The following is a 24,583-nucleotide window of genomic DNA, read 5'->3' as shown; positions in this document are numbered from 1 at the left end:
ATGCGTGTCACGGATGGCTTTGACAAGGCCGCGGCGGACTACGACCGCCTGGTCGGCGCGAACCCCGGCTACCACGCGCAGCTCAGGCTGTCGGCGCGGCGCATGGGAATCCCCGGCCGTGGCAAGGGACTGCGGCTGCTCGACCTCGGATGCGGGACCGGAGCCTCGACCGCCGCGCTGCTGCACGCGGCCCCGGAAGCGGAGATCGTGGCGGTTGACGGGTCATCGGGAATGTTGGCTCGCGCCAGGGAGAAGAGCTGGCCGTCGACCGTCAGCTTCGTCCACTCGCGAGCCGAGGACCTCGCCGACTCGGGAGTGCGCGGCCCGTTCGACGGAATCTTCGCCGCCTACCTGGTGCGCAACCTGTCCGACCCCGACGCGGTGCTGCGCGCGGTTCGCGACCTCCTGCGTCCAGGGGCCCCGTTCGTCGCGCACGAGTACTCCGTTGCCGACTCGGCCGTCGCCAAGGCCGTGTGGACCGCGGTGTGTTGGACGGTGATCATCCCGGCTGGCCGCCTCGCGTCCGGGGACGCCTCCCTCTACCGCTACCTCTGGCGCAGCGTGTTGGACTTCGACGGCGTGGCAGCCTTCGAGAAACGCTTGTGGAACAACGGGTTCAACACCGTCCGAACAGGACGGATGTCGGGCTGGCAACGCGGTGTCGCACACACCTTCTTCGCGCGCGGGCCGCAGCGGTGAGCCCGTTGCCCGGCCGCGACCGTCGCGCCGTCCTGCACCGCGCCGCACCCGGTCGCCCGTCCGCCGAGGATCGCGTCGTGGCCGTGGTGGGCGGCGGGATCGCCGGACTGTCCGCCGCGACCGCGCTGGTCGAACGCGGCGTGCGCGTGGTGCTGCTGGAGCGCGAGTCGTACCTCGGCGGGCGCGTCGGCGGCTGGCCGATCCGCCTGGCGGACGGCTCATCGGCGACGATGAACCGGGGATTCCACGCGTTCTTCCGCCAGTACTACAACCTCCGCGCGCTGCTCCGGCGCACGGACCCGATGCTCGCGGCGCTCACCCCGATGCGGGACTACCCGCTCGTGCACAGCGACGGCTACCGCGACACCTTCCAGAACCTCCCGAGAACCCCGCCGTTCAACGCGGTCGCGTTCGCCCTCAACAGCCCCACCTTCACGTTGCGGGACCTCACCCGGCTCAACGCCCGTGCCGCATTGCCACTGGTGGACGTCCAGGTGCCGGGCACCTACGACAAGCTCGACCACGTCAACGCCGAGGAGTTCCTGGAACGACTGCGTTTCCCGCGCGCCGCGAGGCACCTGGCGTTCGAGGTGTTCTCCCGCAGCTTCTTCGCCGCGCCGAGCGACCTCTCCGCCGCCGAGCTGGCGACGATGTTCCACCTCTACTTCCTCGGCTCCAGCGAGGGGCTGGTCTTCGACGTCGCGGCCGACTCCTTCCCCGCCGCGTTGTGGGACCCCCTCGGCGCCTACCTCGCGGCGCGCGGTGCGGAGATCCACCTGGGCGCCACGGTGCGCACGATCCGTCCCGGAGGTGCGCGCCGATTCGTCGTGGACGATCTGGAGGTTGACGGCGTCGTCCTCGCTGCCGACGTCACGGGGCTGCGCTCGCTCGTCTCGGCGTCTCCGGCGCTCGGCGACGAACCGTGGCGGGCCCGGATCGCGGGCCTGCGCACGGCGCCGCCGTTTCTCGTCTCGCGGTTGTGGCTGGACCGGCCCGTTCGCGCCGGCCGCCCGGGTTTCCTCGGCACCAGCGGATACGGGCCGCTCGACAACGTGAGCGTGCTCAACCGCTACGAGCGCGAGTCACGGGACTGGGCGGCCCGCACGGGCGGTTCCGTGGTGGAGACGCACGGCTACGCACTGACCGATGTGGACAGTGCACGCGCACGGCTCATCGCGGAGCTGTACCGCGTCTACCCGGAAACCGCGTCGGCGCGAATCGTCGACGAACGCCACGAGCTGCGTGAGGACTGTCCGCTGTTCCCGCCCGGCGGGTTCGCGCACCGCCCGACGGTGCGGACCCCGCAGGAAGGTCTCGTGCTGGCAGGGGACCTCGTCCGCATCGACCTACCGGTGGCGCTGATGGAGCGCGCGGCGACGACCGGGATGCACGCGGCGAACCTGCTGCTGAGGCTCTTCGGCGTGCAAGGACATCCACTGTGGACGGTTCCGACCTCGGGGAGATGGGCGCCGTTGCGCGGGCTCGCCGACCGGTTCAGCTAGCGGTGGTCAACGTCCGGTTGCGCCGCGCCTGGATCGCGGTCCGGACGAAGTGCGTGGCGGTGGGGCGGACCGGGACCGTGTAGCCGCGGTTCCACAGGTGCGAGGACAGCGTGGTCCGCGTCCACCGGCCGTCGGCGAGCTCGTTGAGCGAGGCGACACCGGCCACTGTGGTCGGACTCCCGCCGGGCAATCGGTTGAGCACCCACTGCGCCAGCCTGGACGGATGCCCCAGCCAGCCCGGAGTGACGATCACCACGACGGCGTAGTCGGTCACCGACGCGGGCACCTCCGTTGCGGGCACCCAGTCGACGCGCACTCCCCAGGACCGCAGATCCGAACAGATGGTGGGCTCGGAGCGGCTGTCGAGCGTGCAGTCGAGCACCAGTGCGCGCATGGGGACTCCAGGGAGGGCGTGAGTGGTTGCGGCACCGGTTCTACCCTGTCCGCGCGCCCAGGAACCTCACACGATCAGGTGATCAACTTCTCGGTGGTGGAATTGGCTGGTCACGCAGGGCGCGCGCCACGGCCACCAGATTGCCCGCCATCGCCCGTCCGGTGCTGTGCGACCAGTCCTTGCCCTCATCGGTGTCCGAATAGGACGGACCGGGTCCCGGACCCCGGTTCCAGTAGGTCCACGCCTGCCCGGGAACGGTGTAGCCGATGTCACCGAGCCCGCCGCTGATCTCGCTGATCACGTGGTGCGCCCCGTCCTCGTTGCCGGTCACGACCACCCCCGCCACCCGGTTGTACGCGACAGGCCGCCGCTCGTCGTCGGTCTCGGCGAGCATCGCGTCCATCCGTTCCAGCGCCCGCTGCGCGACCGACGACGGCCGCCCCAGCCAGGTCGGCGTCGCGAACACCAGGATCTCCGAGCTCAGCAGCTTCTCGTGCACCGCTGGCCAGGGATCACCCGCGCCGACGTCGGTCTCGACCCCGGGCGGGATGTCGAGGTCGACCAGCCGGATCTCCTCCACCGAGACGTCCAGCCGCTCCAGCTCGGTCGTGACGACGGACGCCAACCGCTCGGTGTTGGACTCGGTGGGGGACTTCTTCAAGGTGCAGTTGAGCACCAGCGCACGGAGAGTCATGCGGCTCGGATACCCACACCGACGCGGACTATCCGGGCCACCGCCCGGTGCTGCGCAGTTCGTACCGCCGCTCGGCGTATGCGATGTCGTCGCGCCACAGCCGCTTCGCCGCCCACCGCATCACGGGCCTGAGCGCCGGCGCCACGGTCCGCGCGTACGAGAAGCCGGGGCGCGGGGAGTGCGCGATGGTCGCCTCGATCACGGCGGTCCTGGGAACACCGTCGGCACCGACGCCCAGGGGAGTGGCGTGCGTTTCCACAACGCTGCCAACGCCTTCGCCCTCCACGATGTGCATGACGACGGTGCGCGGCTCGGGGCAGGTGAACCGTGCGAGCACGGGTACCCCGACCCGCTTGGCCAGGCGGAAGGTCACCTCGACGAGGAACTCCTCGTCACCGGCGTCGAGCACTCGAAGCTCGGCGAAGGAGTACGGGTGGAACCAAGCCCCGTGCCACGGGTCGAGCCGGTTGAACACGACGTCCTCGGGCTCGCACCGACCAAGCACGGTTGCCACGGCGTCAAGTGAGGTGTCACGCGGAGGCCGTTCGGGCAGCACGGGCCGCTCCAGCGGGACCTCGCCCCCGACCTCGTCCAGCCGCACCCACGCGAGCACACCGTCGTCATGCGCGGGATGACACCGCCACCCGAGCACGGGCGCGTCCCCGCCCAAAGCCAACCCGTGCCACCGGCACACCAGCGAACCCCCGTCCACGGCGGCATCGCACAACGGCGCGCCGAGGTGCGGGCACGCACCAGGGCCGATCCGCAATTCGCCGCCCTGGTCCCGCCACGCGACGAGCTCCCGGCCCGCGACCCGCCTGCCCAACGGGCGCGCCGAGGTGACCTCGGAGCTGGCCGCGAACACGAACCAGTTGCCGGAGGGTCTGGCAAGGGCCTTGTCCAGCGCGGAGGCGATGAGCGCCGGTCTCGCGCCGCGCCAGGTGGGTTCCTGCCGTGCCCACGGCGGCGGGGAGATCGGCCGGATGGGCCAGTTCTTCGGCCACGTCATGCCTTCGACAGTAGGCCCCGATCAGCGGGGATGCAGCCTTGTGGGTCGCCGGGTCGTTCCTTTTCTCCGGGTCTCGGTCGGGTGTTGCTGCGTGAGCGGGTTCGGTCAGGTGTTGCTGGGTGAGGGGGGTCGGTCGGGTGTTGTGGGGAGGGGCGTTGGGGCTGGCATTGATACGTGAGGGGTTTCGTCGGGTTGTGCCCCGTCCTTCCAGCGCGCTGAGCATGGGTTCGGGCGGGGTTCCTGCCCCAGCTACCGTTGCGTGCCCCTGACGTCCGAAGCCCGTTGAGCATCCTCCCGTCCTCCCAGCAACCCGTTACGTTCTCAAGAAAACCGATCTTTGGACTCAGCCCCGGCAGGTCAACCCACCCAGGAACCTAGCGGTGGGCAGGCGTGGTCACCCGTCCAGGACGACGGCAATTACGTGCGGGAGAGCGATCCGGGACCCGCCAGCCCACTACCCCGGGTTCTCGTACCGACCACCGCCGGTCGGCAGCACGGTCTGCCACGCCGTCCGGATATTGCGGCGGGGTTGTCGTTGTGGATCAACCCAGCTGGGTGGGATGAACACCGGCAACCCGTTGTCGAACTCGATCTCCCAGTCGCCGTCGTGGATCACGGTGTGGTGATGTCGGCACAGCAGCACCGTGTTGTACAGGGCTGTCGGGCCGCCTTCGGACCAGTGGATCACGTGATGGGCATCCGCCCACGCCGCGGGCATCGTGCACCCGGGGAACGCGCACCCCTTGTCCCGCACCGCCAACGCTGTGCGCAAGGGGCCGGTGACGGTGCGCTGGGCCTGGCCGACATCCAGGGGAATGCCCATGGTGTCCAGCACCACCGGGATGATCTTGGCGTCGCAGGCCATCCGCCGGATCGTCTTCGCCGTCATCGGCCCGCCCCAGGAGGCCCAGCCGCTGGAGAGGCCGTCGCGGAGGTCGGCGTAGTCGATGGTGACGCTGATGTGCGGGCGTTCCCCGCCGACCTTGGGCAGCTCACCGGCTTGCAGGGCTTGGGTGGTCAAGGCGACCAGGGCGTCGGCTTGGCGTTGGTCGGTCGAGCGGAGGTCGACGTCGCCGTCGGCGGCGGGTTGAGGTTTGGACAACGCGTGGATCGCGGTGCGGAACGCTTCCCCGCCTTCGGGGTCCAGACACCCGGTGAGGTGCACCCAGCCCTTCGCGTCCTGGGAGACGCGCAGGAAGCGTTTGGCGATGCCTTCGTTCTCCTCGGCCAGGGTGCCGTCTTGGTCGAGGACGGCGCGGAGGTGTTTTCCGGCCTTCTGCAGTTCTTTGTGGTTGAGGAACCGGGCCTGCTCGGCCAGGACCTTCTCGGCGTCGTCGGTGACTTCCACGGGGAGGGTGGCCGGGAGGGCGCGGAGGACGTCGGAGACGGCCAGGGCGTGGTCGAGGGTGATCTCACCCTCCCGCAACGCCTGCTGCGTCGAGGGGAGGGTGGGGAGTTCGTGGACGAGACGGCCGCGTCGGCGGGCTTCGAGCGGGGTGAGGTTGAGCGCGCCCCGCAGGAGGGCGGCGATGTCGCGGCAGCCGTGCTGGGTGTGCAGGCTGCGCTGCTCGGCCTGGGTCGCTAACTCGTGGGAGACGGCTGTGATGAGGCGGGAGGCCTTTTCCAGGGCCTGCAACATGGGCAGGATCTCGGCTTCGGGCATCTGGTGGGAGCGGCCGGTGGCGAGGTGCTCCGACAAGTGATCGATGTAGTCGTGGGTGTCCAAGGGGAATCACCTCCTTTCGTCACACTCCATTGAACTCGAACACATGATCGACAGCAAAGCACGAGCGGGTGAAACCGTTGGGGTGAAAGGGAAATCGAAGACGCACCACTCCCCAACCGGGTGACCGGCATGCCGCCGAGAGCGGACCTGGCCGCCACGAGCGGAGCCGCCGAGTCCTTGCGGGGTAGGGAAATCAGCGCGTCTACCACAGACAGGGCGGGGAACTGTCACGCCACAGGTGTCAGCGGCGCATGGGGGAACACAAAAGCGCCCCACTCACCGGTGTGGTGATGGGGCGCCTGCGGGGGTGGTTACCAGAGGCGGGGGCGGGTGCGTTTGAGTTCGCCGAGCACGGATTTGGCCACCTGCCAGCACTTGTCGCAGGTCGGCCAGGTGATCCACTCGGTCTCGGCGGCCGGGCGGATCACGATGGACTCGCCGCACAGGGTCTGGCCGGTCTCGCCGCAGATCGCGTGCCGGGAACCGTCGATCGGCATCCAGTAGAACACCTGCTGATCGGGCCTGGTCGCCGTCCGGGGCGAACTGGTCGACGTCGTGGACGAAACCACCCTCGCCGCATTCGAGTGGTGCGGGCGAAGAAAGCCTTGCGCCACAACGGTTGCAGGAAGTCATCCTCGCGCAGGAGAACCGTGGCCCCGTTATGTGCTCACAACGGGGCCACGGTGGGAAGAAGAGGTCAGAGGGCCAGGCGGCGGGACTGGTCGGAGATGAAGACGCCGTCCGGGTCGACCGCGGCCCGGATCTTGCGCCACTCGTCGATGCGCGGGTACATCTTCTCGATCGTCTCCGCGCGGGTGCGCGACTCCTTCGCCAGGTACAGGCGGCCGCCCGCGTCGAGCACCATCTCGTCGAGCTCGTCGCAGAGCCGGTGCAGGCCCGGCTTGATCGGGATGTCCACCGCCAGGGTCCAGCCCGGCTCCGGGAAGGAGATGTGGCCGGAGTTGCCCGCTCCGAACCGCTTGAGCACGTTCAGGCAGGAGATGTGGCCGGAGGAGGAGATCTTCTCCATGGTGGTGCGCAGGAACGGCTCCTGGCCGAAGGGGACGACGAACTGGTACTGCAGGAAACCGTTGCTGCCGTAGCCCCGGTTCCACTCGCCGACCAGGTCCAGCGGGTGGAAGAACTGGGTGATGTTCTGCACCGAGCCGAATCTCGTTGCGCCCATCCGGTAGTACGCCTCGTTGATGATCTTCGCGGTGAACTTGTTCAGGCACCAGTTGGGGAAGATGTCCGGTGCGGTGAAGATCTGCGGCGCGTCGAACTTCAGCGGGTCCTTGCGCAGCTTCTTCGGCAGGTCCTCCAGCTTCGCGGGCCAGCCGCGCAGCAGGGTGCCCCGGCCCATGCGCTCGCCGGTGATCAGCGAGTCGAACCAGGACTTCGAGTAGGTGTACTGGTCGTCGTTGTCCTGCAACCGTTCCAGCAGCTCGTCGAAGTTGTCGGTCTGCTCGACGTCGGCGAGGAAGTAGGAGGTCTCCACCCGCTTGAGGCGGATGGCGGCCCGCAGCACGATGCCGGTCAGGCCCATGCCGCCCGCCGTCGCCCAGAACACGTCATCGTCCTGGGTGAGGCGGCGGACCTGGCCGTCCGCGGTGAGCAGGTCCATCCACAGCACGTGGTTGCAGAAGCTGCCCTGCGTGTGGTGGTTGCCGCCGTGCACGTCCGCGCCGATCGCGCCGCCGACGGTGACCTGGCGGGTGCCCGGCAGCACCGGGACCCACAGGCCGTAGGGGAGCAGCCTGCGGACCAGGGTGTCCAGGCTGACGCCGGAGTCGACCTCGACGGTGGCCTCGTCGACGTTGATCAGGTGCACCTTGTCCAACGCGGTCATGTCGACCACCAGGCCGCCCGCGTTCTGCGAGGAGTCGCCGTAGCTGCGGCCGAGGCCGCGCGCGATCACGCCGCGCGGGCCCGCCGTGCGCACGGCGCCGGCGATCTCGTCGATGTTGTCGGTGCTGATCACGCGGGCGGTGGTCGGCGCGGTGCGCCCCCAGCCGGTCAGCGTGCGCAGTTCGGTCTGGACTTCGGTGCTGGCTCCCACCGGGCCGAGTGTAGGCAGGGCAGGTGATTGCTTCGATGAAACAACTGTCGTAGTGTTTGTTTCATGCAAGCAAGCAAAAGGGACGTGTCCGGCCTCGCGGCCACGGTCGAGCGGATGGGTGAGGCGTTGCGCCGGGGCACCGCGCGGGCCTACGACCCGGTGCGCGTCGGCGTCCTGCGGGTCGCCGCCGAGCGCGGCCGGGTCCGGCCGGGCGAGGTGGCCGAGGTGCTGGACGTGCTCCCGTCCTCGGTGACCCGGCACGTCCAGGTGCTGGCCGAACTGGGGCACCTCGTCGTGACGACCGACCCCAGTGACCGCCGTGCCTCGCTGATCGAGGTGACCGACTCGGGCCGCGAGCAGGTGCGGCAGTTCGCCGAGGCCGGAGCTGAGGTGTTCGGCGCCGTGGTCGCGGACTGGTCGGCGGAGGACGTCCGAACCCTGACCGCGCTGCTCGACCGGCTGATCGCCGACTGGGCGGAGAAGGGGGCCGAGCAGCAGCGCGCGTTCCGCGCCAAACGACGTTTCGGATGGAGTGAGGCATGACGCGGGTGATCATCGTCGGGGGCGGCATCGGTGGGCTCGCGCTCGCGCAGGGGCTGCGCAAGTCGGGGGTGGCCGTCGCGGTCCACGAGCGGGACCGGCATCGCGCGGATCGGTTGCAGGGCTTCAGGATCCACATCAACCCGCACGGCAGCCGGGCGCTCAGCGACTGCCTGCCGCCGGAGCTCTTCGCCGCGTTCGTCGCCAGTGGCGGCAAGGGCGGCAACGAACTCACCTTCGTCACCGAGCGCATGAAGCGGTTGCTGCGCCTGGACGAGGACATCACCACCGGTGGTTCGAGCGCGCCGGAGGACGGTCACTACGGGGTCAGCCGGATCACGCTGCGCCAGATCCTGTTGTCGGGCTTGGAGGACGTGGTCCACTTCGACAAGAAGTTCGAGCGCTACGAGCTGGAGCCGGACGGCCGCGTCACAGCGCATTTCGCCGACGGGACCTCGGCGACCGGAGACGTCCTCGTCGGTGCGGACGGTGGTGGCTCGCGGGTTCGCGCGCAGTACCTCCCGCACGCCGGACGCGTGGACACGGGCATCGTGGCGATCGCGGGCAAGTACATGCTGACCGAGGAGAGCCGGGCGCTGCTGCCTCCCGAGCTGCGCTCGGGGCCGCTGAGCGTGATGCCACCCAAGAGTTGCAGCATGTTCGTCGCGCCGCACGAACTCGACGGTGGGGTCGGTGTCAACGACCGGGACGACCCCGGTGCGCTGTTCGACAACACCAAGCCCTACGTCTTCTGGGCGTTCGCGGCGAAGCGCGAGTACTACGGCACCGACGTGGAGTCCCTGGGGTGCCTGGAACTTCGCGATCTCGCGTTGAAGATGACCACGGGGTGGGCGCCGCAGCTCCGGGCGATGGTCGCTCTGTCCGAAGTGGACACGTTGACCGCGCTCCCGATCCGCTCCGCCGTCGCCGTGGAGAAGTGGACGAGCAGCGCGGTGACCCTGCTCGGCGACGCGGTCCACAGCATGACGCCGTTCCGGGGGATCGGCGCGAACACCGCTCTCCGTGACGCGCAGCTGTTGTGCCGCAAGCTGGTCGCGGCCGACCGCGGTGGACCACTGGTCGGCGGTATCGCCGAGTACGAGGCGGAGATGACCGGGTACGGCTTCGCCGCCGTGCGGACCTCGCTCGAAGCGGCTCAGCGCGCCGTCGGTGGCACCAAGGCGGCGCGGCTGACGTCGAGGGGGGTCTTCCGGGTGCTCGACGCGGTTCCCGCGCTCAAGCGGCGGGCCTTCGGCGGGTTCGAGGACCAGGACGCCGTCAGGGAGCGGTGATCGCGGCGACCATGACGTGCCGGATCGCCTCGGTGATCTCCTCGACCGGCCGGAGGTTGTCGTGGGCCTGCCACTCGCGCAGCAGGCCGGTCACCACGCCGACCAGGGCGATGGAGATCAGCCGGTAGTCGCGCTCCGGGGCGTGGCCGACCGAGGCGGCGTGCGCGGCCTCGTCCGCGATCAGCGCGGCCCACCGCGCCACCCACTCCTGGTGCTGGCGCTCCAGCTCGGGGCTGACGCCGACCGCCTCGACGTAGTTCAGCCGGGGGAGCCGGGGGTCCGCGGTGACGCTGGCCATGAAGGCGCTCAGCAGCGTGGTGATCCGGCTCGGCACGTCCTCGTCGGTGAGCCGCTCCAGTGCCGTCGCCACCCGCTCCAGCGCGGTCTCGTTGATCTGGTGGTGCAGCGTGAGCAGCAGCGCCTGCTTGGTCGGGAACTCCTCGTAGAAGTTCCTGGTCGACACCCCGGCGTCGGTGCAGATCCGCTCGATCCGGCTGGCGTGGTACCCCTCGCTGGTGAAGCGTTCCAGCGCGGCGTGGAGCAGCCGGGTGCGGCGCTCGGCCCTGCGCTGCTCGGCGGGCACGCCCCGGTAGGTGCGTGTCGATCGAGCCATGGGTCCTCCTGCGGTCTTGGTGATCACCAGCGTAGAGCAGGACTGGTCATGGGGATTGTCAGATTGCGGTAACGGTGGCTACTTTGTGAAAACCCTGCTTATCAAAGTTGGGTAGCTTGCGAAGGAGTCGTCGATGTCGCCGTTCTCCCGTACCCGTCTCGCCGCGCTCGTCTCCCTGCTCCTGCTGCTGGTCATCGCCCCGTCGCCCGCGGTCGCCGCCCCGGTCCCGGTGCCGTCGGCCGATCCCTTCTACCAGCCGCCGAGCCCGCTGCCGCCCGGCGAACCCGGTGACGTGATCCGGTCAAGGAAGATCACCGTCAAGGTCGCGGTGCTGCCAGCGCCGGTCGAGGCGTGGCAGGTCCTCTACCGCTCCACCTCCGCGACCGGTCTGCCGATCGCCGTCTCCGGCACGGTGCTCGTGCCGCCGACGCCGTGGACCGCCGGGCCGCGCCCGCTGCTGTCGTACGCGGTCGGCACCCACGGGCTGGGCGACATCTGCGCGCCGTCGTTCACGCTGCGCGCGGGGATCGAGAACGAGGTCGCGCTGATCGCCCAGCCGTTGCTCAAGGGCTGGGCCGTGGTGATCACCGACTACCAGGGCCTCGGCACGCCCGGGGTGCACACCTACGCCGTGGGCCAGGCGGAGGGGCGCAGCGTGCTCGACGCCGCCCGCGCCGCGCAGCGCCTCACCGGGCCCGGCCTCAGCCCGGCCGGGCCCGTCGGGCTCTGGGGTTTCTCGCAGGGCGGCCAGGCGTCCGCGTTCGCTGGGGAGCTCCAGCCGTCCTACGCTCCCGAGCTCAACCTCGTCGGGGTGGCAGCGGGCGGTGTGCCCCGCGACCTCGCCGCGCTGGCGCCGGTGATGAACGGCGGCCCGTTCTTCGGCCTCGCGGTCGGAGTGATGGCGGGCTACAAGGCCGCCTATCCGGAGCTGCCCTTCGAGGAGATCCTCAACGCCCACGGCCGTCGCCTCGTCGCGGAGACCAGCAAGGACTGCGTCGCGGTCATGGTGCCGCGCAACGCCTTCCAGAGCTTCGCCACGATCGCCTCGGTCCCAGACCCGCTGGCGAACCCGCAGTGGCAGGCGCGGCTCGCGGAGAACCGGGCGGGGCAGAAGGCGCCCGGTGCCCCCGTCTACCTGGTGCACGGTGACGTCGATCCGCTGATCCCGCACGACATCGCCAAGCCGCTGCTGAGCTCCTACTGCGCCCTCGGAGCGAAGGCGCAGTGGCGCACCATCCCGTTGGCCGGGCACATCACCGGTGACGTGGTCGCGACCCCGCTGGCGGTGGAGTGGCTTTCCGCCCGCTTCGCCGGCCGACCGGCCTCAACGTCCTGCTGAACGGAGCTGCTCGGACATGATGAGGAACGCGCCGAGCCCGTGCAGGTCGTTGGTGACGCGCTTGCGGTTGAAGTAGTAGCTCGCGTCGCCGACGTTGGTGCCCTCGGAGATGTCCTGGATGTCGGTGAGCCCTTCCGGGTTCACCGACACCTTCGCGAGCACGCCCCGGTAGCCCTTCGCCGCCACCGCCGCGTACTTCGCGTCGAGGTATCCGCGCTGCACACCGCGCGAGAGCATGAACGTGTACATCGACGAAGCCGAGGTCTCGGTCCAGTTCCTGGCGTCACCGCCCTTGTCGACGACCTGGAACCAGCGGCCGGTCGCCTGGTCCTGGTACCGCTCGTAGCCGCGGGCGAGGTGCCGCACGATGCCGATGAGCTCGGCCCGGCGCGGGTGGTCGGCCGGCAGGATCTCCAGCAGGTCGATCGCGGTCATGCCGAACCAGCCGATGGCCCGGGCCCAGTGCTCGGCGGAGTGCTTGCCGGGGTTGTTCGCCCACGGCTCGTCGCCCTGCTCGTCGTAGGCGTGCCAGAGCAGGCCGTTGTCCGCCTTGAGGTGCTTGAAGTACGCGGTCATGTTCCTGGCGGCCTCGTCGTAGGCGTACTTCTCGTCGCCGTACGCCTTGCCGTACATGGCGAGGAAGGGCTGCGCCATGTAGACACCGTCCGCCCAGAGTTGGCCGACCCTGCTCTTGGCGTGCCACATCCCGCCGTCGGAGGTTCGCGGGTAGGAGGTGATCACCGCGCGGATCTTGTCGGCCGCCTTCCGGTACTTCGCCTGCCCGGTCTCGGCGTGCAGCAGGATCAGCAGTGTGCCGGAGCGCATCGCGTCGAGGTTGCTGAAACCGTTGTCGATGCTGCCGTCGGCGGAGACGAAGCGGTCGACCCACGCCCGGACGTAGTCCAGGTAGCGCTTGTCGCCAGTGCGCTTGTAGACCAGGTACTGCCCGTGCAGGTACAGGCCCCTGGTGTAGCCCCAGCCGCCGAGGGTGGCCGGGGTGTACCGCTTCATCGTCGACTCCACCACGGACTTGGACCAGTCCGTTGGCGCGGGGGCCGCGGCGGCTGCCGGGACGGTGGACGACAGCGCCGCGGCCAACAGCAGCGCGACGACTCGGTGGGTGAACGGCATGGCTGCTCCTCCAGCCGAGCCCGCGGCGGGAGGCCCGGAGTCGCACGGTTCGAGACTCCCTGAGCTGTACACCCGCCGTTCTCGCGCGGTCAAGAAAAGGTAGGACCTATTCGAGCTAAGAGAGCAGTGATAGGGCTATACCCGCGAAAGGTGCTCCCTAAAGATCGGGTCAAAGTCGCTCATGCGGCAACGGGCTCGAACCTCCACAGCGTCTCCTCGCTGTGCTCGTCGACCAGGGCGGCGCGCACGTCCTCCGGCGAGAACCGCTCGCCCGGCACGGCGAACACCACGGTCGCCGCGCGGTCCTGGTAGCGGGCGGAGTAGCTGAGGAAGCGCCACCCGCCCTCCGTCCAGGTGTCGCGCACGTCCGAGCGCAGCAGCGCGGCGACCGCGCGGTAGGCGTCACTGCGCTCCACCTGCTCGACGCCCGCCTCCAGCGGCACCCGCTCCGGCAGACCGGCGAGCGGGTGGCTGAGCCGAATCCTCAAGCGCCGCAAGGGGATCAGCCAGTACCGGTCCAGCTCCGCCGACAGCGCGACGAACAGGAGGACCTCCGCGAGCACGACCAGCGCGGAGCCCGGTTCGCCACCGGCGCCCACGGCCAGCGCGGAGACGAGCACGAGCAGGCCCGCCCGGCTGAGCGTGCGCCAGCCGATCGGCCCGCCCCTGCCGCCCATGCACCCGCAGTCGGACTCCGGCCGGACCTGGCGGGCGTAGAGCAGGTAGCCGACGAAGCCCAGTGCCAGCAGGGTCGCCGCGGCGGCCTCGGCCGGCTCCGCCGGGGGCAGGGCGAGCGTGAAGGCCAGCGTCAGCTCGACGACGCCGACCGCGCGGTAGGCGGTCAGCTCGCGACCCTTGCCGACCAGCCGGTCCAGCGCCGTGCGCCGCGCGGCGAGCTCCGGCGACCGGCCGAAGAGCTTCACACCGCCGGTCCACGCCAGCACCACCGCGACCACGAAAACCTGCGAGGACAACAACATCGGGGATCTCCTCCCGCCGGTGGGTGGAGGGATCCGGGCGCGGCAGGGACGCCCGGATCCCTCGTGGTCGCCCGGATCAGGCCGCGGCGAACACCGTGGCGATGTCCACCTCGTTGGTGTCCGGCCGCCACGCGCCGATCACCTGCACGTGCCTGCCGACCTGCAACAGCGACAGGTCGGAGACCGCGGGGGTGTTGTTGTAGACCGCTGCGGTGGTGCCCGCGACCACGTGGCCGACCACCCGGTCACCGTGGTGGTCCAGGTGCAGCACGTCCCGGTCCATCGCGGTGATGTGGGCGGTCAGGTTGACGATGTTGACCCACAGCGCGTCCGCGGCGAGGGTGCCGTCGTCCAGCCGCGCGCCGCGGGCGTAGAGCCCGTCGCCGACGCGGATCTCGTCGAAGGTGGTCGGCCGCAGCTTCCAGACGCTGGTGCCGCCGGTGACGTGGATCCGGTGCAGCGTCCGGTCGGACCCGGTCACCAGCAGCATCGACCCGGTGATCGCCGAGATCCGGCCCTCGGCGAAGTTCGGGTCCGGCGCGCCGGGGTCGAGGTCGAGCGCCGGGGAGGCCAGCGCCTGCTCCGGGGCGAGCGAGCCGAACGCGGTCGCGCCCACCACGGCCGCGCCGCCGAGCACCGCCGTGCTGAGGAACCGCCTGCGTCCCAGGCCGTTGTCGTTGCTCATCCCGGCCCCCTCAGCTCGCGACCGTGCAGGGCAGGCGCCCCGCGGAGAGGCTGCCGATCGCGCTGAACGCGGCAGGGGTCAGGTCCATGATCCGGTTGGTGCCGCACTTGCTGCCGCAGCAGCTCTTCTCGCCGCACCACAGGTCGGTCTGCGGCCCGCAGTCGGCGATCTTGACCCGGACGGCCTTGTTGTTGCACAGGCTGGTGATCGTGAACTGGTGCCCGCAGGTGCGGCGGGCCAGGTCCTTGCCGCACTTGTCGGGCCGGGTGATGGCGTAGCAGGCGTCGGACGCGTTGGGCCACGCGCACTGCATGCTCGCGGAGTTGCAGGTCCCGCAGGAGCCCTTGCCGGTGGAGCCGCACGGACCCCAGGCGGAGCCGCAGCAGAACCAGCTGGTGGAGCCGGTGGACGGAGCCATGTCACTGCCCCCATTCGTGATGAGGAGACGGAGCACAGGGAACTGACGGCATCGCCGGGCAGGGGAGGGCGAAGCCGTGATGGAGATCCGCGCGGGCCGGTCAGGACGCCGGCGGCACGCGGACGACGCCGCCGGTGGACGACCGGGAACGCCGGGGAGGCGAGCCCGCCGTCTCCGGGCTGGCCTCCTCGTCGGCGTGCGACGTGAGCGCAGGGTTTGGTTACCGAGTAACCGGAATCACCATAATCCGGATAACTGCTTTCGGGGAGGCTCCGTCCCGATCAGCCGGTACCGCCTAACGGCGCAGCGCGCCCCGGGGTTGCACCACGTGCGCCTTCTCGCGACGTGGTTCCCGCCACACCGTCCATCGAATGGAGTAGTCGCAGGTCACAGCTGTGCGTCCGGGAATACCCGCGGAGTGCCGCAAGCCCGCCGGTGTTTTGTCATCCGACCGGGGGGCCGATCCTCCTAGGCTTAGGGGGACACCGACACCGACGACCGTGGGGATCCGGGGTAAGCGATGACGTCGACAGAGCCCGACGACGATCAGGGACGGCTGCTGGGCGGGCGCTACCGCCTCGGCGACCTGATCGGGCGCGGTGGCATGGGCTCCGTGTGGAGCGCGGTCGACGAGATGCTGCGCCGCGACGTCGCGGTCAAGGAGGTCACCGCCCCTGCCTGGGTCAGCGACGACGAGCGCCGCTCGCTGGCCGAGCGCACCATGCGCGAGGCCCGCGCGGCGGCCAGGATCAGCCACCCCAACGTGGTGACGGTCTACGACGTCGTCGACGAGGACGGCCGCCCGTGGATCGTGATGGAGCTGGTCCGGGCGCGGTCGCTGGCCCAGGTCGTCGAGCAGGACGGCGCGCTGCCGCCCAGCCGGGTCGCCGCGATCGCCCTGCAGGTCTTCGCCGCCCTCAGCGCCGCACACGAGCACGGCATCCTGCACCGCGACGTGAAACCGGGGAACGTGCTGGTGCACGACACCGGCCGCACGGTGCTGACCGACTTCGGCATCGCGACCGTGCAGGGCGACGCCTCGCTGACCGTCTCCGGGATGCTGGTCGGCGCGCCCGGCTACATCGCCCCGGAACGCGCCCGCGGCCTGGAGGTCGGTTCCGCCTCCGACCTGTGGTCACTGGCCGCCACCATGTACGCGGCCGTGGAGGGCAAGCCGCCCTTCGACCGCACCGGCGCGCTGCCGACGCTGACCGCGGTGCTCACCGAGGACCCGGAGCCGATGGTCAAGGCCGGTCCGCTGCGCCCGCTGATCGAGGCGATGCTGCGCAAGGAGCCGGAGGAGCGCCCCGCCCCGGCCGAGGTGGAGGCCGTCCTGCGCCGGGTGGCCCTCGGCGACCTCGGCGAGGACGAGGCGGCGACGGTCCTGGTCTCCGCGGGAACCGGCGCGACGGCCTCGCTGGTCAAGGGCGAGCCGACCCGCGTCCAGCCCGCGCTCAAGGCGGCGGCCGCCGCCTCGGCCCCGTGGTACCGCGGCACCTCCGCGAAGGTCGCCGCCGGGGTCGGCGTCGCGGTCCTCACCGCGGGCGCGGCCCTGGCGGTGGCCGTGCTGCTCGACCGCCCCGACCCGCCGGGCACCGGTGGCGTCGGCGGTGAGCAGCCCGTCCACGTCCCGAGCTCGGTGCCCCTGGTCAGCGGCGAGGAGACGACGACATCCCGCAGGGGCCGGTCGCACACGGTGCTCCCGCCGCCGGTCAGCTCGACCACCGCGGAACACCCGACCACCACCCACACGACGCATCCGACGACGACCACGCCGTCGAAGCCGACGACCACGACGCCGACCAAGACCCAGGGCCCGACGAGCTCCTCGCAGCCCCCCGACCCCGGCGGCGAGGGCGGCGGCGGTCGCTCGGGTCCCGGCGAGATCTTCCCCTGACCCCGCCGGGACGGCGCCGAGCCGGGGTCACGGGGTGATGAGGACCTTCAGCGCCCTGCGCTCGTTCATCGCCGCGTAGCCCTCCGCCACCTGCGACAGCTTCATCGTGCTGTCGAAGATCGGGGACGGGTCGATGGCCCTGGAGAGCACGTCCGGCAGCAGCTCCTCGATGTAGGAGCGGGCGGGGGCCACCCCGCCGCGCAGCGCGATGTTGCGGGTGAACAGGCGGTTGATGTCCAGGCCCTCGCCGCCGACGTGCGGCACGCCCACGTAGCCGATGCCGCCGCCGGGGCGCGTGATCGAGATCGCCGTCTGCATGGACTGGGCGGTGCCGACCGCCTCGATCACCGCGTGCGCGCCCTCGCCGCCGGTCAGCTCGGCGACCGCGGCCACCGCCTCCTCGCCGCGCGCCGCGACCACGTCGGTGGCGCCGAAGGCGCGGGCGATGGCGGTGCGGGCCTCGTGACGGCCCATGGCGATGATGCGCTCCGCGCCGAGGCGGCGGGCCGCGAGCACGCCGCACAGGCCGACCGCGCCGTCACCGACCACCGCGACCGTCGCGCCGGGCCGGACCCCGGCGATGCTGGCGGCGTGGTGGCCGGTCGGCAGCACGTCCGACAGCGACAGCAGCGCGGGCATCAGCGCCTCGTCGGCGTCGGCGGGCAGCTTGACCAGGGTGGCGTCGGCGAAGGGAACGCGCAGCGCCTCGCCCTGTCCGCCGTCGTTCGCCTTGCCCCACATGCCGCCGTTGACGCAGGAGGTGGGCAGCTGCTCGCGGCAGTAGACGCACTCGCCGTCGCTGAACATGAACGGGGCGACGACCAGGTCGCCGGGGCGCAGGGTGGTGACCCCGGCGCCGACCTCGGCGACGCGGCCGAGGAACTCGTGGCCGATGCGGGCGCCCGGCTTGGAGGGGGAGACGCCCTGGTAGGGCCACAGGTCGCTGCCGCAGATGCAGGCGTGGGTGACCGTGACCACGGCGTCGGTCGGCGCGGTGATCACCGGGTCGGGCACCTGCTCGACGCGGATGTCGCCGGGGCCGTGGAGGGTGGTCGCGAGCATGGATGTCCCTGGGGTTCGGCGCGTGTGGTGGGTGCACGCGGGGTGGAAGCGCGGCGGCGGCTTCTCCAGCTTGCACCACGGCCCGTGCGGCCGAACTGGCACACTCGAAGGAAAGCGGACAAAGGGGACCGACATGGCCGGACTGTTCAGCAAGATCCAGCGTTTCCTGCGCAGCCCCAAGGGGCGTGAGCTCCAGCACAAGGCGCGGCGGCTGGCGCAGGACCCGCACACCCGCCGCAAGGTGACCGACGCGCTGCGGAAGTTCCGCAGGCGCTGACCCTTTCCGTCAACACCTTCCCGTGAACAGCAGCGACCCCCGGGCTGCTTCCTGCTGTGCAGGCCGAGCTGGACTGTGGCTCGGAGCTCCGGGGGTCGGGTAGCTGCCTGGTATTCGCCGGACGCTTATCCCGCGGTGCACCACGGGGCCGACGTTGTGAAGGCCGTTGGCGGTCCTAGCGGACAGCCACCTCACGAGTCCTGTCGCTATTCAACGTTGGACCACCTCCTCTCCCGTGTGCCGCCAGGCTAGAACGCCCTCGGCGGACCCGGCAACGACTTTTTCGCGCCCCCGCGGCGGCCCCGTCGCTGCCCCCTGCCCGCGCTCCGCGCCCCGGCGCCCGTCCGGGCTTCGCCGAGCTGGATCAGAATGTTCTATTTCCGGCCGCAGTTATGTTGACACCATTCTTCTGATATCAGCATTAATGTGTAAATCGGATTACCCCGAATGGTGGCGTCCTTTAGTGAAGTGTCAAGGATAGGATTTTTGCCGCTGAGGCGGGCGATCTCGTTGTGGCCACCTGTGTCGTGTGGGTTTCGGCGACCAACCGGGCGGCTGTGGTGATCGGCCGGTTGACTAGGGGGCAGTGTGGTTGTCGTTGAGCGGGAGGAAGGGTCGGGCGTCCTGCGCGAGATGCTCGCGGACCGCGCCGGCGGGGGAAGGGTGGCTGTCGTCTCCGGCGGCGTGGCGGTCGGCAAGACCGAACTGCTGCGAGTGCTCACCGAGGACGCGGTCGCCGCGGGGGCGCGGGTGCTCGTCGCCACCGGCTCCCGCGCGGAGCGGTCGCTGCCGCTCGCCTTTGTGCGGCAACTGTTCCAGGACGAGCTGCTGGTCGGACCCGACACCTCGGCGGCGCTGGCCGGATGCGCGTCGGGAGCGGGCTCCGGCGAGGACCCCGGCGCGCTCTCCGGCGCCCAGGCCCGCCTGGCCGAGGAGCTGTGCTCCGCGCTGGTCGCGCTGGCCGCCGACCGCCCGCTGGTGCTGGCCCTGGACGACGTGAACCACGCGGACGGGCCGTCGCTGCGATTCCTGCTGTATTTGGTCCGGCGACTCCGGGTAGCGCGAGTTCTGGTTGTGGTCACCGAAAGTGACCACGTTGTCCCGCCGTATCTGCATTTTCGGGCGGAGTTGCTCAGTCAGCCCTCCTGCAAGCGGATCAGGCTGTATCCGCTTTCCCCTTCCGGGGTGCTGCGCAGGCTGGAGGCGGAACTGGGCGAGGAGGCGACCGGCGCCGCGCCGACGTATTTGGACGCCAGCGGCGGGAACCCGATGCTGCTGGACGCGCTGATCGAGGACTACCGCGCCGCGCAGCGCGTCCTGCCCCCTGGCCGCACGGCCGAGCCCGTCGTCGGCGAGGGCTACCGGCGGGCCGTGCTGGCCTGCCTGCACCGGTGCGAACCGGCCGTCGCCGAGGTGGCCGCCGCGCTGGCGGTGTTCGCCCCCGGCGCGTCGGTCACGACGCTGGGCAGGCTGCTCGGCATGGAGGCCGAGACGGTCGTGCGGTCCGTGCGGACGCTGACCTCGGCGGGCCTGCTCGACCGCGGCAGGCTCCGGCACGCCGCGGCGCGGCAGGCCGCGTTGGAGAACCTGTCGACCGCGGAGCGGGTGGACCTGCACGTGCGCGCGGCGTGGCTGCTGCGCGAGGACGAGGCCCCGGCCGCGGAGTCCGCGCGGTTGCTGCTCGCGGTGGACTGGGACCAGGACCCGGAGGTGGTGCCCATCCTGCGCGAGGCCGCCACCACCGCGCTGGAGCGCGACGACATCGAGCTCGCCGTGCGCTGCCTGGAGCTGGCGCGCCGGGCCTGCACGGGGCTGCGCGGGCGGGCCGCGGTGACGCTGCGGCTGGTACTGGCGCTGTGGCACCGCGGCCCGGCGGAGGCCGCGCGGCACCTCGGCGAACTGGTCCAGCGGGCCGAGTCCGGTCTGCTCGACCCGGCCGACGAGGTCCGCCTGGTCCGCTGCCTGCTGTGGTCGGGCAGGCTCGACGAGGCCACGGGGGTGCTCGCCCACCTCGGGACCCGCTCCGAGGGCACTGAGCCGGAGCTGCTCGCCCTGCGGCAGCAGCTGGCCGCCGACCACCCGCCGTTGCGCGCGCGCCTGCCCCGTGGCCCGCGCGCCGGGCGGGCCACGCCCGCCGAGCCCGGCGTGGGCGCCGTGGCGCTGCCCTCCGCCGCCGAGCTGCTCGCCTCGGTGCTGACCGGTGACGATCCCGAGCGCGTCGCGGCGGCGGCCGAGGAGCTGCTGCAGGGCACCCCGCTGGAGGCGGGCACGGTCGAGGCGATCGAGGCCGCGCTGTCCGCGCTGGTCCTCGCCGACCGGGCGGACCTCGCCGTGGACTGGTGCGTCCCGCTGCTCGGCGAGGCCACCAGCCGCCAGGTGCCGATGTGGCAGGCGGTGCTGGCGCTGGCCCGCGCGGAGATCGCGTTCCGCCACGGCGACCTGGCCGAGGCTGAGGACTTCGCCGCCGCCGCGATGACCCACGTGTCCCCGCAGGGCCTTGGCGTCCGGGTCGGCACGGCGCTGGGCATCCGGGTGCGGGCGCTGACCGAGATGGGCGAGCACGGCGCCGCCAGGGAGCTGCTGCGGCACCCGGTGCCGGACGCGGTGTTCCGCTCCCGCCACGGGCTGACCTACCTGCACGCCCGTGGTCTGCACTTCCTGGAGGCCGGGCGCTCCCAGGCCGCCTTCGCGGACTTCCGCACCTGCGGCGAGCTGATGACCCAGTGGGGCATCGACCAGGCGGCGCTGGTGCCGTGGCGCGCCGAGCTGGCCCAGGCGCACCTGCGCGCGGGCACCTGGGCGCGCGCCCGTGAGTTCGCCGAGCAGCACCTCGCCCGCACCGGGGCCGCGCTGACCAGGGCTCGGGGGATCGCGCTGCGGGTGCTGGCCGCCACGGTGGAGCTGCGGCAGCGGCCGGGGCTGCTGCGCCAGGCCGCGGACATCCTGCACACCTGCGACGACCGGCTGGAGCTGGCCAAGACCCAGGCCGAGCTGAGCCGCACCCACTACGCGCTGGGGGAGTTCAACCGGGCCCGGATGATGGTGCGCCGCGCCGTGCACCTGGCGGAGAGCTGCTCGGCGGAGCGCACCGTGTGCCGGGACCTGCTGCCGCTGGGCGCGCCGCCCGCGCCGCACCCGGCGGAGGGGGCGGGGCCGCAGCAGCTGACGCTGCTCACCGAGGCCGAGCGCCGGGTCGCGATGCTGGCCGCGCTCGGCCACACCAACCGCGAGATAGGGCGCAAGCTCTTCGTCACGGTCAGCACCGTCGAGCAGCACCTGACCCGGGTCTACCGCAAGCTCAAGGTCAGCAACCGGGCCGACCTCCCGGTGTGGGAGGGCGTGCAGAGCTCCTCGTCGGTGCGCTCCGGGTAGTCCCGCCCGGAGCGCGCCGACCGGTGTCAGCGGGCCAGCCGCTCGACCGCCTTGACCACCTGCCCCGCCCCGTCCTCGGCGCGGATCCGCTCGGCGAGGGTCCGCGCGCGGTCGCCGAAGCGGGGGTCGGTCACCGCCTGGGTGATCAGCTCACCGAGCCGCCGCGCGTCCAGCGCCCGCAGCCCGGCCGAGCCGGGGCTCACCCCGAGCCGCACCAGCCGGTCGGCCCAGAACGGCTGGTCGGCCATGAGCGGCGCGGCGATCGCCGGAACCCCCGCGCGCAGCGCGGCCCCGGTGGTGCCCGCGCCCCCGTGGTGCACGACCGCCGCCGTCCTGGGGAACAGCCACTCGTGCGGGACGTCGCCGACGGAGAACACGTCGTCGCCGGCGACGGCCATGCCCGCCCAGCCCGCCTGGACGATGCCCCGCACGCCCGCCCGGCGCAGTGCCGCCGCGGTGATCTCCGACAGCCGCTCGCCCTCGCCCTGCGCCATGCTGCCGAAGCCGACGAAGACCGGCGGCGGCCCGGCGTCGAGGAAGTCCACCAGCTCGGCGGGGGGACGCCAGCCCTGCGGCACCGCCGGCCACCAGTAGCCGCTGACCTCGATGCCGGGTCGCCAGTCCCGCGGCCGGGGCACCACCTCGGGGCTGAACCCGTGCAGGATCGGCCAGTCCTCCTCGTGCAGCGCGCGCACCATCGAGCTCAGCCCGATGCCGGGCAGGCCGAGCTCCCGCTGGAAGTCGGCGAAGAAGCGCACGGCCGGCGAGGTGAGCGCGCCGACGAGGCGGTCGACGTTGCGGTTGGCCCAGCGCCCGAGGTCGGGCAGGGACAGCTCGGCGGGCGGGAAGTCCCCGGTCGGGGCCATCCCGGTGGGGAACAGCTCCAGCGCCATCGTCGGGATGCCCATCGCCTTGCCGACCGCGTAGCCCTGGTAGATCGTCAGGTGGTGCAGCAGAAGGAGATCGGCGCCCTCCGCCGCCCCGCGCACACCGTCGCAGAGGTCCTTCATCAGCTGGGTGAACAGCCGGGTCGCCGAGACCAGGGCGCGCACCCCGGTGCCGGACTCCTGCCACCGCTTGCCGTCCTCGGTGTCCAGGTCGGCCTGGGAGTTGCCCGGCAGCACCCGGAACTCCAGCCCGGCCGAGCGCACCAGCGGCTCGTGGGCGCTCTCGGCGGCGATGGCGACGTCGTGACCGGCTTCGCGAAGGCGCAGTCCGAGACCGGTGTAGGGCGCGACGTCCCCCCGGCCTCCGACCGCCATGATGACGATCCTCATCGTGGTCGGCTCCCCAGTTGTGTTGTGCTGTCAGGGTTTCGAAGTCAGTGGTTGCCCGTCGCGACGTCCTCGGCCGCGGCGACGTGCCTCGGCATCACCGCGCACACCACGAGGGTGACCACGGCCAGCACCGCTCCGCCGACGAGCGCCGTGGACTGGATGCCGTCGACGAAGGCGGTTCCGGAGTCGGCGAGCAGCCGGGCCGCCAGCTCCCGCGGCAGGTGCGCGGCCTCGGCCACCGCGGCGCTCGCGGACTCCCGCGCGGCGTTCATGGTCGGCTCGGGAATGCCCGGGATCGAGGCCAGCGAGCTGCCGTAGACGGAGAAGGCCATGCCGCCCATCACCGCGATGCCGATGCCGATGCCGAGCTCGTAGGTGGTCTCCTCGGTCGCGGCGGCGCTGCCCGCCTGCTCCGCGGGGGCCACCGACATCACCGCGTCGTTGGCCGAGATCATGGTGACGCCGATGCCCATGCCCAGCCCCACCACCGCCGCCGCGACGGGCAGGTAGCCGCCCAGCTCCAGCGCGGGCCACATCGCCAGCAGCGACACCGCAGTCAGGCCGAGACCGATGCCGAAGGCCAGCCGGTGCCCCCAGCGCAGCAGCACCATGCCCAGGAAGGACGCCGCGACGATGGAGACCAGCAGCGGCAGCAGGGCCAGGCCCGCGCGCATCGGGCTGTAGTGCAGCACCGACTGGAAGAACTGCTCCAGCACGAACATCACGCCGGACATCGCCAGCATCGCCACGCCGGCGGAACCGACGCCGGTGCTGAAGCCCCTGTTGCCGAACAGGGTCAGGTCCAGCAACGGGTTCGGGGTGCGGCGCAGCCACAGCACCAGCGCGGTGATCAGCGCGGCGCCGCCGAGCAGCAGCAGCCAGGTCAGCCCGACCATGCCCGACTCGGTGGCCTTCTTGATGCCGAAGACCAGGCAGCCGATGCCCAGCATCGACAGCACCGAGCCGACCAGGTCCACCCTGGGAGCGTTGGGGTTGCGCGACTCCGGGACGAACCGCGTGACCACCAGCGAGGCCACCGCGATCACCGGGACGTTGATCAGGAACACCGAGCCCCAGCTGAAGTGCTCCAGCAGGAACCCGCCCAGCAGCGGACCGCCCGAGGCGCCGATGGTCAGCACGGAGCCGATCACGGCGAGCGCGAGCGTGCGCTCTCTTCGCTCGGGGAAGACGATCCTGGTGATGGACATGACCGCGGGCATGATCATCGCGCCGCCGATCGCGGTTCCGACCCTGGCCGCGATGAGCAGCCCCGCGGTCGGGGCGTACGCGGCGCACGTGGAGGTGAGCCCGAAGACGACGAAGCCGATGAGCAGGATCTTCTTGCGCCCGAAGCGATCCCCGACCGCGCCCGCGGTGATCAGCAGGCCCGCCAGCACCAGCGGGTAGACGTCGTTCATCCACAGCAGCTGCGTGAGCGTCGGCCGTAACTCCTGGGTGATCGTGGGGATCGCCAGTCCGAAGACGGTGCTGTCCACCACCACCAGCAGCTGGCTCAGTGCCAGTGCGGCGAGAATCCCCCAGCGCCCAGCGCCGATCGTGACCATCGTGCTCGATCCCCCTGTAGATCTACTTTCCGGCCGGTTCCCGAAGCTAGCG

At 71.4% G+C, this 24,583-nt stretch carries 22 protein-coding genes; 8 read left to right on the top strand and 14 right to left on the bottom strand.

Going from position 1 to position 24,583, the window contains the following annotated elements; genetic code table 11:
- On the top strand, positions 1–699 hold the full coding sequence (locus tag ACFFQA_RS07360) for a class I SAM-dependent methyltransferase (protein WP_377850908.1): 699 nt from the start codon (positions 1–3) through the stop codon (positions 697–699).
- Positions 696–2,201: an FAD-dependent oxidoreductase gene (locus ACFFQA_RS07355; RefSeq protein ID WP_377850907.1), complete on the top strand. Its 1,506-nt coding sequence runs from the start codon at positions 696–698 to the stop codon at positions 2,199–2,201. Before ACFFQA_RS07360 ends, ACFFQA_RS07355 begins: the two co-directional genes overlap by 4 nt.
- Here ACFFQA_RS07355 and ACFFQA_RS07350 read toward each other — a convergent pair.
- The 6 genes from ACFFQA_RS07350 to dprE1 all read right to left on the bottom strand — a co-directional run bounded on the left by ACFFQA_RS07350 (position 2,194) and on the right by dprE1 (position 8,083).
- Entirely contained in the window at positions 2,194–2,595 is a 402-nt protein-coding gene (locus ACFFQA_RS07350; RefSeq protein ID WP_377850906.1) for a hypothetical protein, read from the bottom strand. The genes ACFFQA_RS07355 and ACFFQA_RS07350 overlap by 8 nt on opposite strands.
- 82 nt (positions 2,596–2,677) lie before the next feature.
- Positions 2,678–3,289, bottom strand: coding sequence for a flavodoxin family protein (locus ACFFQA_RS07345; RefSeq protein WP_377850905.1), 612 nt, complete (start codon positions 3,287–3,289; stop codon positions 2,678–2,680).
- A gap of 28 nt (positions 3,290–3,317) precedes the next feature.
- Entirely contained in the window at positions 3,318–4,298 is a 981-nt protein-coding gene (locus tag ACFFQA_RS07340; RefSeq protein WP_377850904.1) for a Rieske (2Fe-2S) protein, read from the bottom strand.
- Between the two features lie 454 nt (positions 4,299–4,752).
- Positions 4,753–6,024: an HNH endonuclease signature motif containing protein gene (locus ACFFQA_RS07335; protein WP_377850903.1), complete on the bottom strand. Its 1,272-nt coding sequence runs from the start codon at positions 6,022–6,024 to the stop codon at positions 4,753–4,755.
- 311 nt (positions 6,025–6,335) lie between these two features.
- Positions 6,336–6,521, bottom strand: coding sequence for a hypothetical protein (locus ACFFQA_RS07330; protein WP_377850902.1), 186 nt, complete (start codon positions 6,519–6,521; stop codon positions 6,336–6,338).
- A gap of 200 nt (positions 6,522–6,721) precedes the next feature.
- Positions 6,722–8,083 (bottom strand): decaprenylphosphoryl-beta-D-ribose oxidase, encoded by a 1,362-nt coding sequence (dprE1, locus tag ACFFQA_RS07325; protein WP_377850901.1) that lies wholly within the window; start codon positions 8,081–8,083, stop codon positions 6,722–6,724.
- Positions 8,084–8,146: 63 nt separating this feature from the next.
- On the opposite strand from dprE1, the gene ACFFQA_RS07320 reads away from it, so the two are divergent.
- A complete protein-coding gene (locus ACFFQA_RS07320; RefSeq protein WP_377850900.1) occupies positions 8,147–8,626 on the top strand; it encodes a MarR family winged helix-turn-helix transcriptional regulator in 480 nt (159 codons plus the stop codon).
- Positions 8,623–9,915 (top strand): FAD-dependent oxidoreductase, encoded by a 1,293-nt coding sequence (locus ACFFQA_RS07315; RefSeq protein ID WP_377850899.1) that lies wholly within the window; start codon positions 8,623–8,625, stop codon positions 9,913–9,915. Before ACFFQA_RS07320 ends, ACFFQA_RS07315 begins: the two co-directional genes overlap by 4 nt.
- On the opposite strand, the gene ACFFQA_RS07310 is transcribed toward ACFFQA_RS07315, so the two are convergent.
- Complete coding sequence (locus tag ACFFQA_RS07310; RefSeq protein WP_377850898.1) at positions 9,902–10,528, bottom strand: TetR/AcrR family transcriptional regulator; 627 nt, start codon at positions 10,526–10,528, stop codon at positions 9,902–9,904. The two genes, ACFFQA_RS07315 and ACFFQA_RS07310, sit on opposite strands and share 14 nt — an antisense overlap.
- Positions 10,529–10,661: 133 nt before the next feature.
- On the opposite strand from ACFFQA_RS07310, the gene ACFFQA_RS07305 reads away from it, so the two are divergent.
- Positions 10,662–11,867, top strand: coding sequence for a lipase family protein (locus ACFFQA_RS07305; protein WP_377850897.1), 1,206 nt, complete (start codon positions 10,662–10,664; stop codon positions 11,865–11,867).
- Here ACFFQA_RS07305 and ACFFQA_RS07300 read toward each other — a convergent pair.
- The 4 genes from ACFFQA_RS07300 to ACFFQA_RS07285 all read right to left on the bottom strand — a co-directional run bounded on the left by ACFFQA_RS07300 (position 11,853) and on the right by ACFFQA_RS07285 (position 15,081).
- Positions 11,853–12,998 (bottom strand): glycoside hydrolase family 88/105 protein, encoded by a 1,146-nt coding sequence (locus ACFFQA_RS07300; protein ID WP_377850896.1) that lies wholly within the window; start codon positions 12,996–12,998, stop codon positions 11,853–11,855. The genes ACFFQA_RS07305 and ACFFQA_RS07300 overlap by 15 nt on opposite strands.
- Before the next feature lie 179 nt (positions 12,999–13,177).
- Positions 13,178–13,978: a MauE/DoxX family redox-associated membrane protein gene (locus ACFFQA_RS07295; protein ID WP_377850895.1), complete on the bottom strand. Its 801-nt coding sequence runs from the start codon at positions 13,976–13,978 to the stop codon at positions 13,178–13,180.
- A 76-nt stretch (positions 13,979–14,054) separates the two neighbouring features.
- A complete protein-coding gene (locus tag ACFFQA_RS07290) occupies positions 14,055–14,663 on the bottom strand; it encodes a cell wall protein (RefSeq protein ID WP_377850893.1) in 609 nt (202 codons plus the stop codon).
- A gap of 10 nt (positions 14,664–14,673) precedes the next feature.
- Positions 14,674–15,081 carry an RlpA-like double-psi beta-barrel domain-containing protein gene (locus ACFFQA_RS07285; RefSeq protein WP_377850892.1) on the bottom strand — a complete coding sequence of 136 codons (408 nt, stop codon included), beginning with the start codon at positions 15,079–15,081 and terminating at the stop codon, positions 14,674–14,676.
- A 520-nt stretch (positions 15,082–15,601) separates the two neighbouring features.
- Between ACFFQA_RS07285 and ACFFQA_RS07280 the strand changes: the two genes are divergently transcribed.
- Positions 15,602–16,978, top strand: a complete 1,377-nt coding sequence (locus ACFFQA_RS07280; protein ID WP_377850891.1) for a serine/threonine-protein kinase — start codon at positions 15,602–15,604, stop codon at positions 16,976–16,978.
- A gap of 27 nt (positions 16,979–17,005) precedes the next feature.
- Here the strand turns inward: ACFFQA_RS07280 and ACFFQA_RS07275 are convergent, their stop codons facing one another.
- Positions 17,006–18,040 carry a zinc-dependent alcohol dehydrogenase family protein gene (locus ACFFQA_RS07275; protein WP_377850890.1) on the bottom strand — a complete coding sequence of 345 codons (1,035 nt, stop codon included), beginning with the start codon at positions 18,038–18,040 and terminating at the stop codon, positions 17,006–17,008.
- Between the two features lie 133 nt (positions 18,041–18,173).
- Here ACFFQA_RS07275 and ACFFQA_RS07270 point away from each other — a divergent pair, with 133 nt between their 5' ends.
- Entirely contained in the window at positions 18,174–18,317 is a 144-nt protein-coding gene (locus ACFFQA_RS07270) for a hypothetical protein (RefSeq protein ID WP_377850889.1), read from the top strand.
- 588 nt (positions 18,318–18,905) lie between these two features.
- Positions 18,906–21,689 carry a helix-turn-helix transcriptional regulator gene (locus ACFFQA_RS07265; protein ID WP_377850888.1) on the top strand — a complete coding sequence of 928 codons (2,784 nt, stop codon included), beginning with the start codon at positions 18,906–18,908 and terminating at the stop codon, positions 21,687–21,689.
- A gap of 26 nt (positions 21,690–21,715) precedes the next feature.
- Here ACFFQA_RS07265 and ACFFQA_RS07260 read toward each other — a convergent pair whose 3' ends face one another.
- Complete coding sequence (locus tag ACFFQA_RS07260) at positions 21,716–22,966, bottom strand: glycosyltransferase (RefSeq protein ID WP_377850887.1); 1,251 nt, start codon at positions 22,964–22,966, stop codon at positions 21,716–21,718.
- Positions 22,967–23,010: 44 nt separating this feature from the next.
- Positions 23,011–24,531, bottom strand: a complete 1,521-nt coding sequence (locus tag ACFFQA_RS07255) for an MFS transporter (RefSeq protein WP_377850886.1) — start codon at positions 24,529–24,531, stop codon at positions 23,011–23,013.
- Positions 24,532–24,583: the final 52 nt, after the last annotated feature.

Origin of the sequence: Allokutzneria oryzae (assembly GCF_042429765.1) — a bacterium.
In the GTDB taxonomy this organism is placed as follows: Bacteria; Actinomycetota; Actinomycetes; order Mycobacteriales; family Pseudonocardiaceae; genus Allokutzneria; species Allokutzneria oryzae.
The sequence above is the reverse complement of the archived record's forward strand: the minus strand, read 5'-3'. Positions and strand labels throughout refer to the sequence as shown.

Excerpts from the sequence above, each read along its gene's own strand:
- ACFFQA_RS07275 (WP_377850890.1), bottom strand. The coding sequence starts at position 18,040 with ATGCTCGCGACCACCCTCCACGGCCCCGGCGACATCCGCGTCGAGCAG.
- ACFFQA_RS07310 (WP_377850898.1), bottom strand. The coding sequence starts at position 10,528 with ATGGCTCGATCGACACGCACCTACCGGGGCGTGCCCGCCGAGCAGCGC.
- ACFFQA_RS07295 (WP_377850895.1), bottom strand. The coding sequence starts at position 13,978 with ATGTTGTTGTCCTCGCAGGTTTTCGTGGTCGCGGTGGTGCTGGCGTGG.
- ACFFQA_RS07315 (WP_377850899.1), top strand. The coding sequence starts at position 8,623 with ATGACGCGGGTGATCATCGTCGGGGGCGGCATCGGTGGGCTCGCGCTC.
- ACFFQA_RS07330 (WP_377850902.1), bottom strand. The coding sequence starts at position 6,521 with ATGCCGATCGACGGTTCCCGGCACGCGATCTGCGGCGAGACCGGCCAG.
- ACFFQA_RS07350 (WP_377850906.1), bottom strand. The coding sequence starts at position 2,595 with ATGCGCGCACTGGTGCTCGACTGCACGCTCGACAGCCGCTCCGAGCCC.
- ACFFQA_RS07360 (WP_377850908.1), top strand. The coding sequence starts at position 1 with ATGCGTGTCACGGATGGCTTTGACAAGGCCGCGGCGGACTACGACCGC.
- ACFFQA_RS07305 (WP_377850897.1), top strand. The coding sequence starts at position 10,662 with ATGTCGCCGTTCTCCCGTACCCGTCTCGCCGCGCTCGTCTCCCTGCTC.
- ACFFQA_RS07255 (WP_377850886.1), bottom strand. The coding sequence starts at position 24,531 with ATGGTCACGATCGGCGCTGGGCGCTGGGGGATTCTCGCCGCACTGGCA.
- ACFFQA_RS07300 (WP_377850896.1), bottom strand. The coding sequence starts at position 12,998 with ATGCCGTTCACCCACCGAGTCGTCGCGCTGCTGTTGGCCGCGGCGCTG.
- ACFFQA_RS07340 (WP_377850904.1), bottom strand. The coding sequence starts at position 4,298 with ATGACGTGGCCGAAGAACTGGCCCATCCGGCCGATCTCCCCGCCGCCG.
- ACFFQA_RS07345 (WP_377850905.1), bottom strand. The coding sequence starts at position 3,289 with ATGACTCTCCGTGCGCTGGTGCTCAACTGCACCTTGAAGAAGTCCCCC.
- ACFFQA_RS07260 (WP_377850887.1), bottom strand. The coding sequence starts at position 22,966 with ATGAGGATCGTCATCATGGCGGTCGGAGGCCGGGGGGACGTCGCGCCC.
- ACFFQA_RS07280 (WP_377850891.1), top strand. The coding sequence starts at position 15,602 with ATGACGTCGACAGAGCCCGACGACGATCAGGGACGGCTGCTGGGCGGG.
- ACFFQA_RS07270 (WP_377850889.1), top strand. The coding sequence starts at position 18,174 with ATGGCCGGACTGTTCAGCAAGATCCAGCGTTTCCTGCGCAGCCCCAAG.
- ACFFQA_RS07285 (WP_377850892.1), bottom strand. The coding sequence starts at position 15,081 with ATGGCTCCGTCCACCGGCTCCACCAGCTGGTTCTGCTGCGGCTCCGCC.
- ACFFQA_RS07320 (WP_377850900.1), top strand. The coding sequence starts at position 8,147 with ATGCAAGCAAGCAAAAGGGACGTGTCCGGCCTCGCGGCCACGGTCGAG.
- ACFFQA_RS07290 (WP_377850893.1), bottom strand. The coding sequence starts at position 14,663 with ATGAGCAACGACAACGGCCTGGGACGCAGGCGGTTCCTCAGCACGGCG.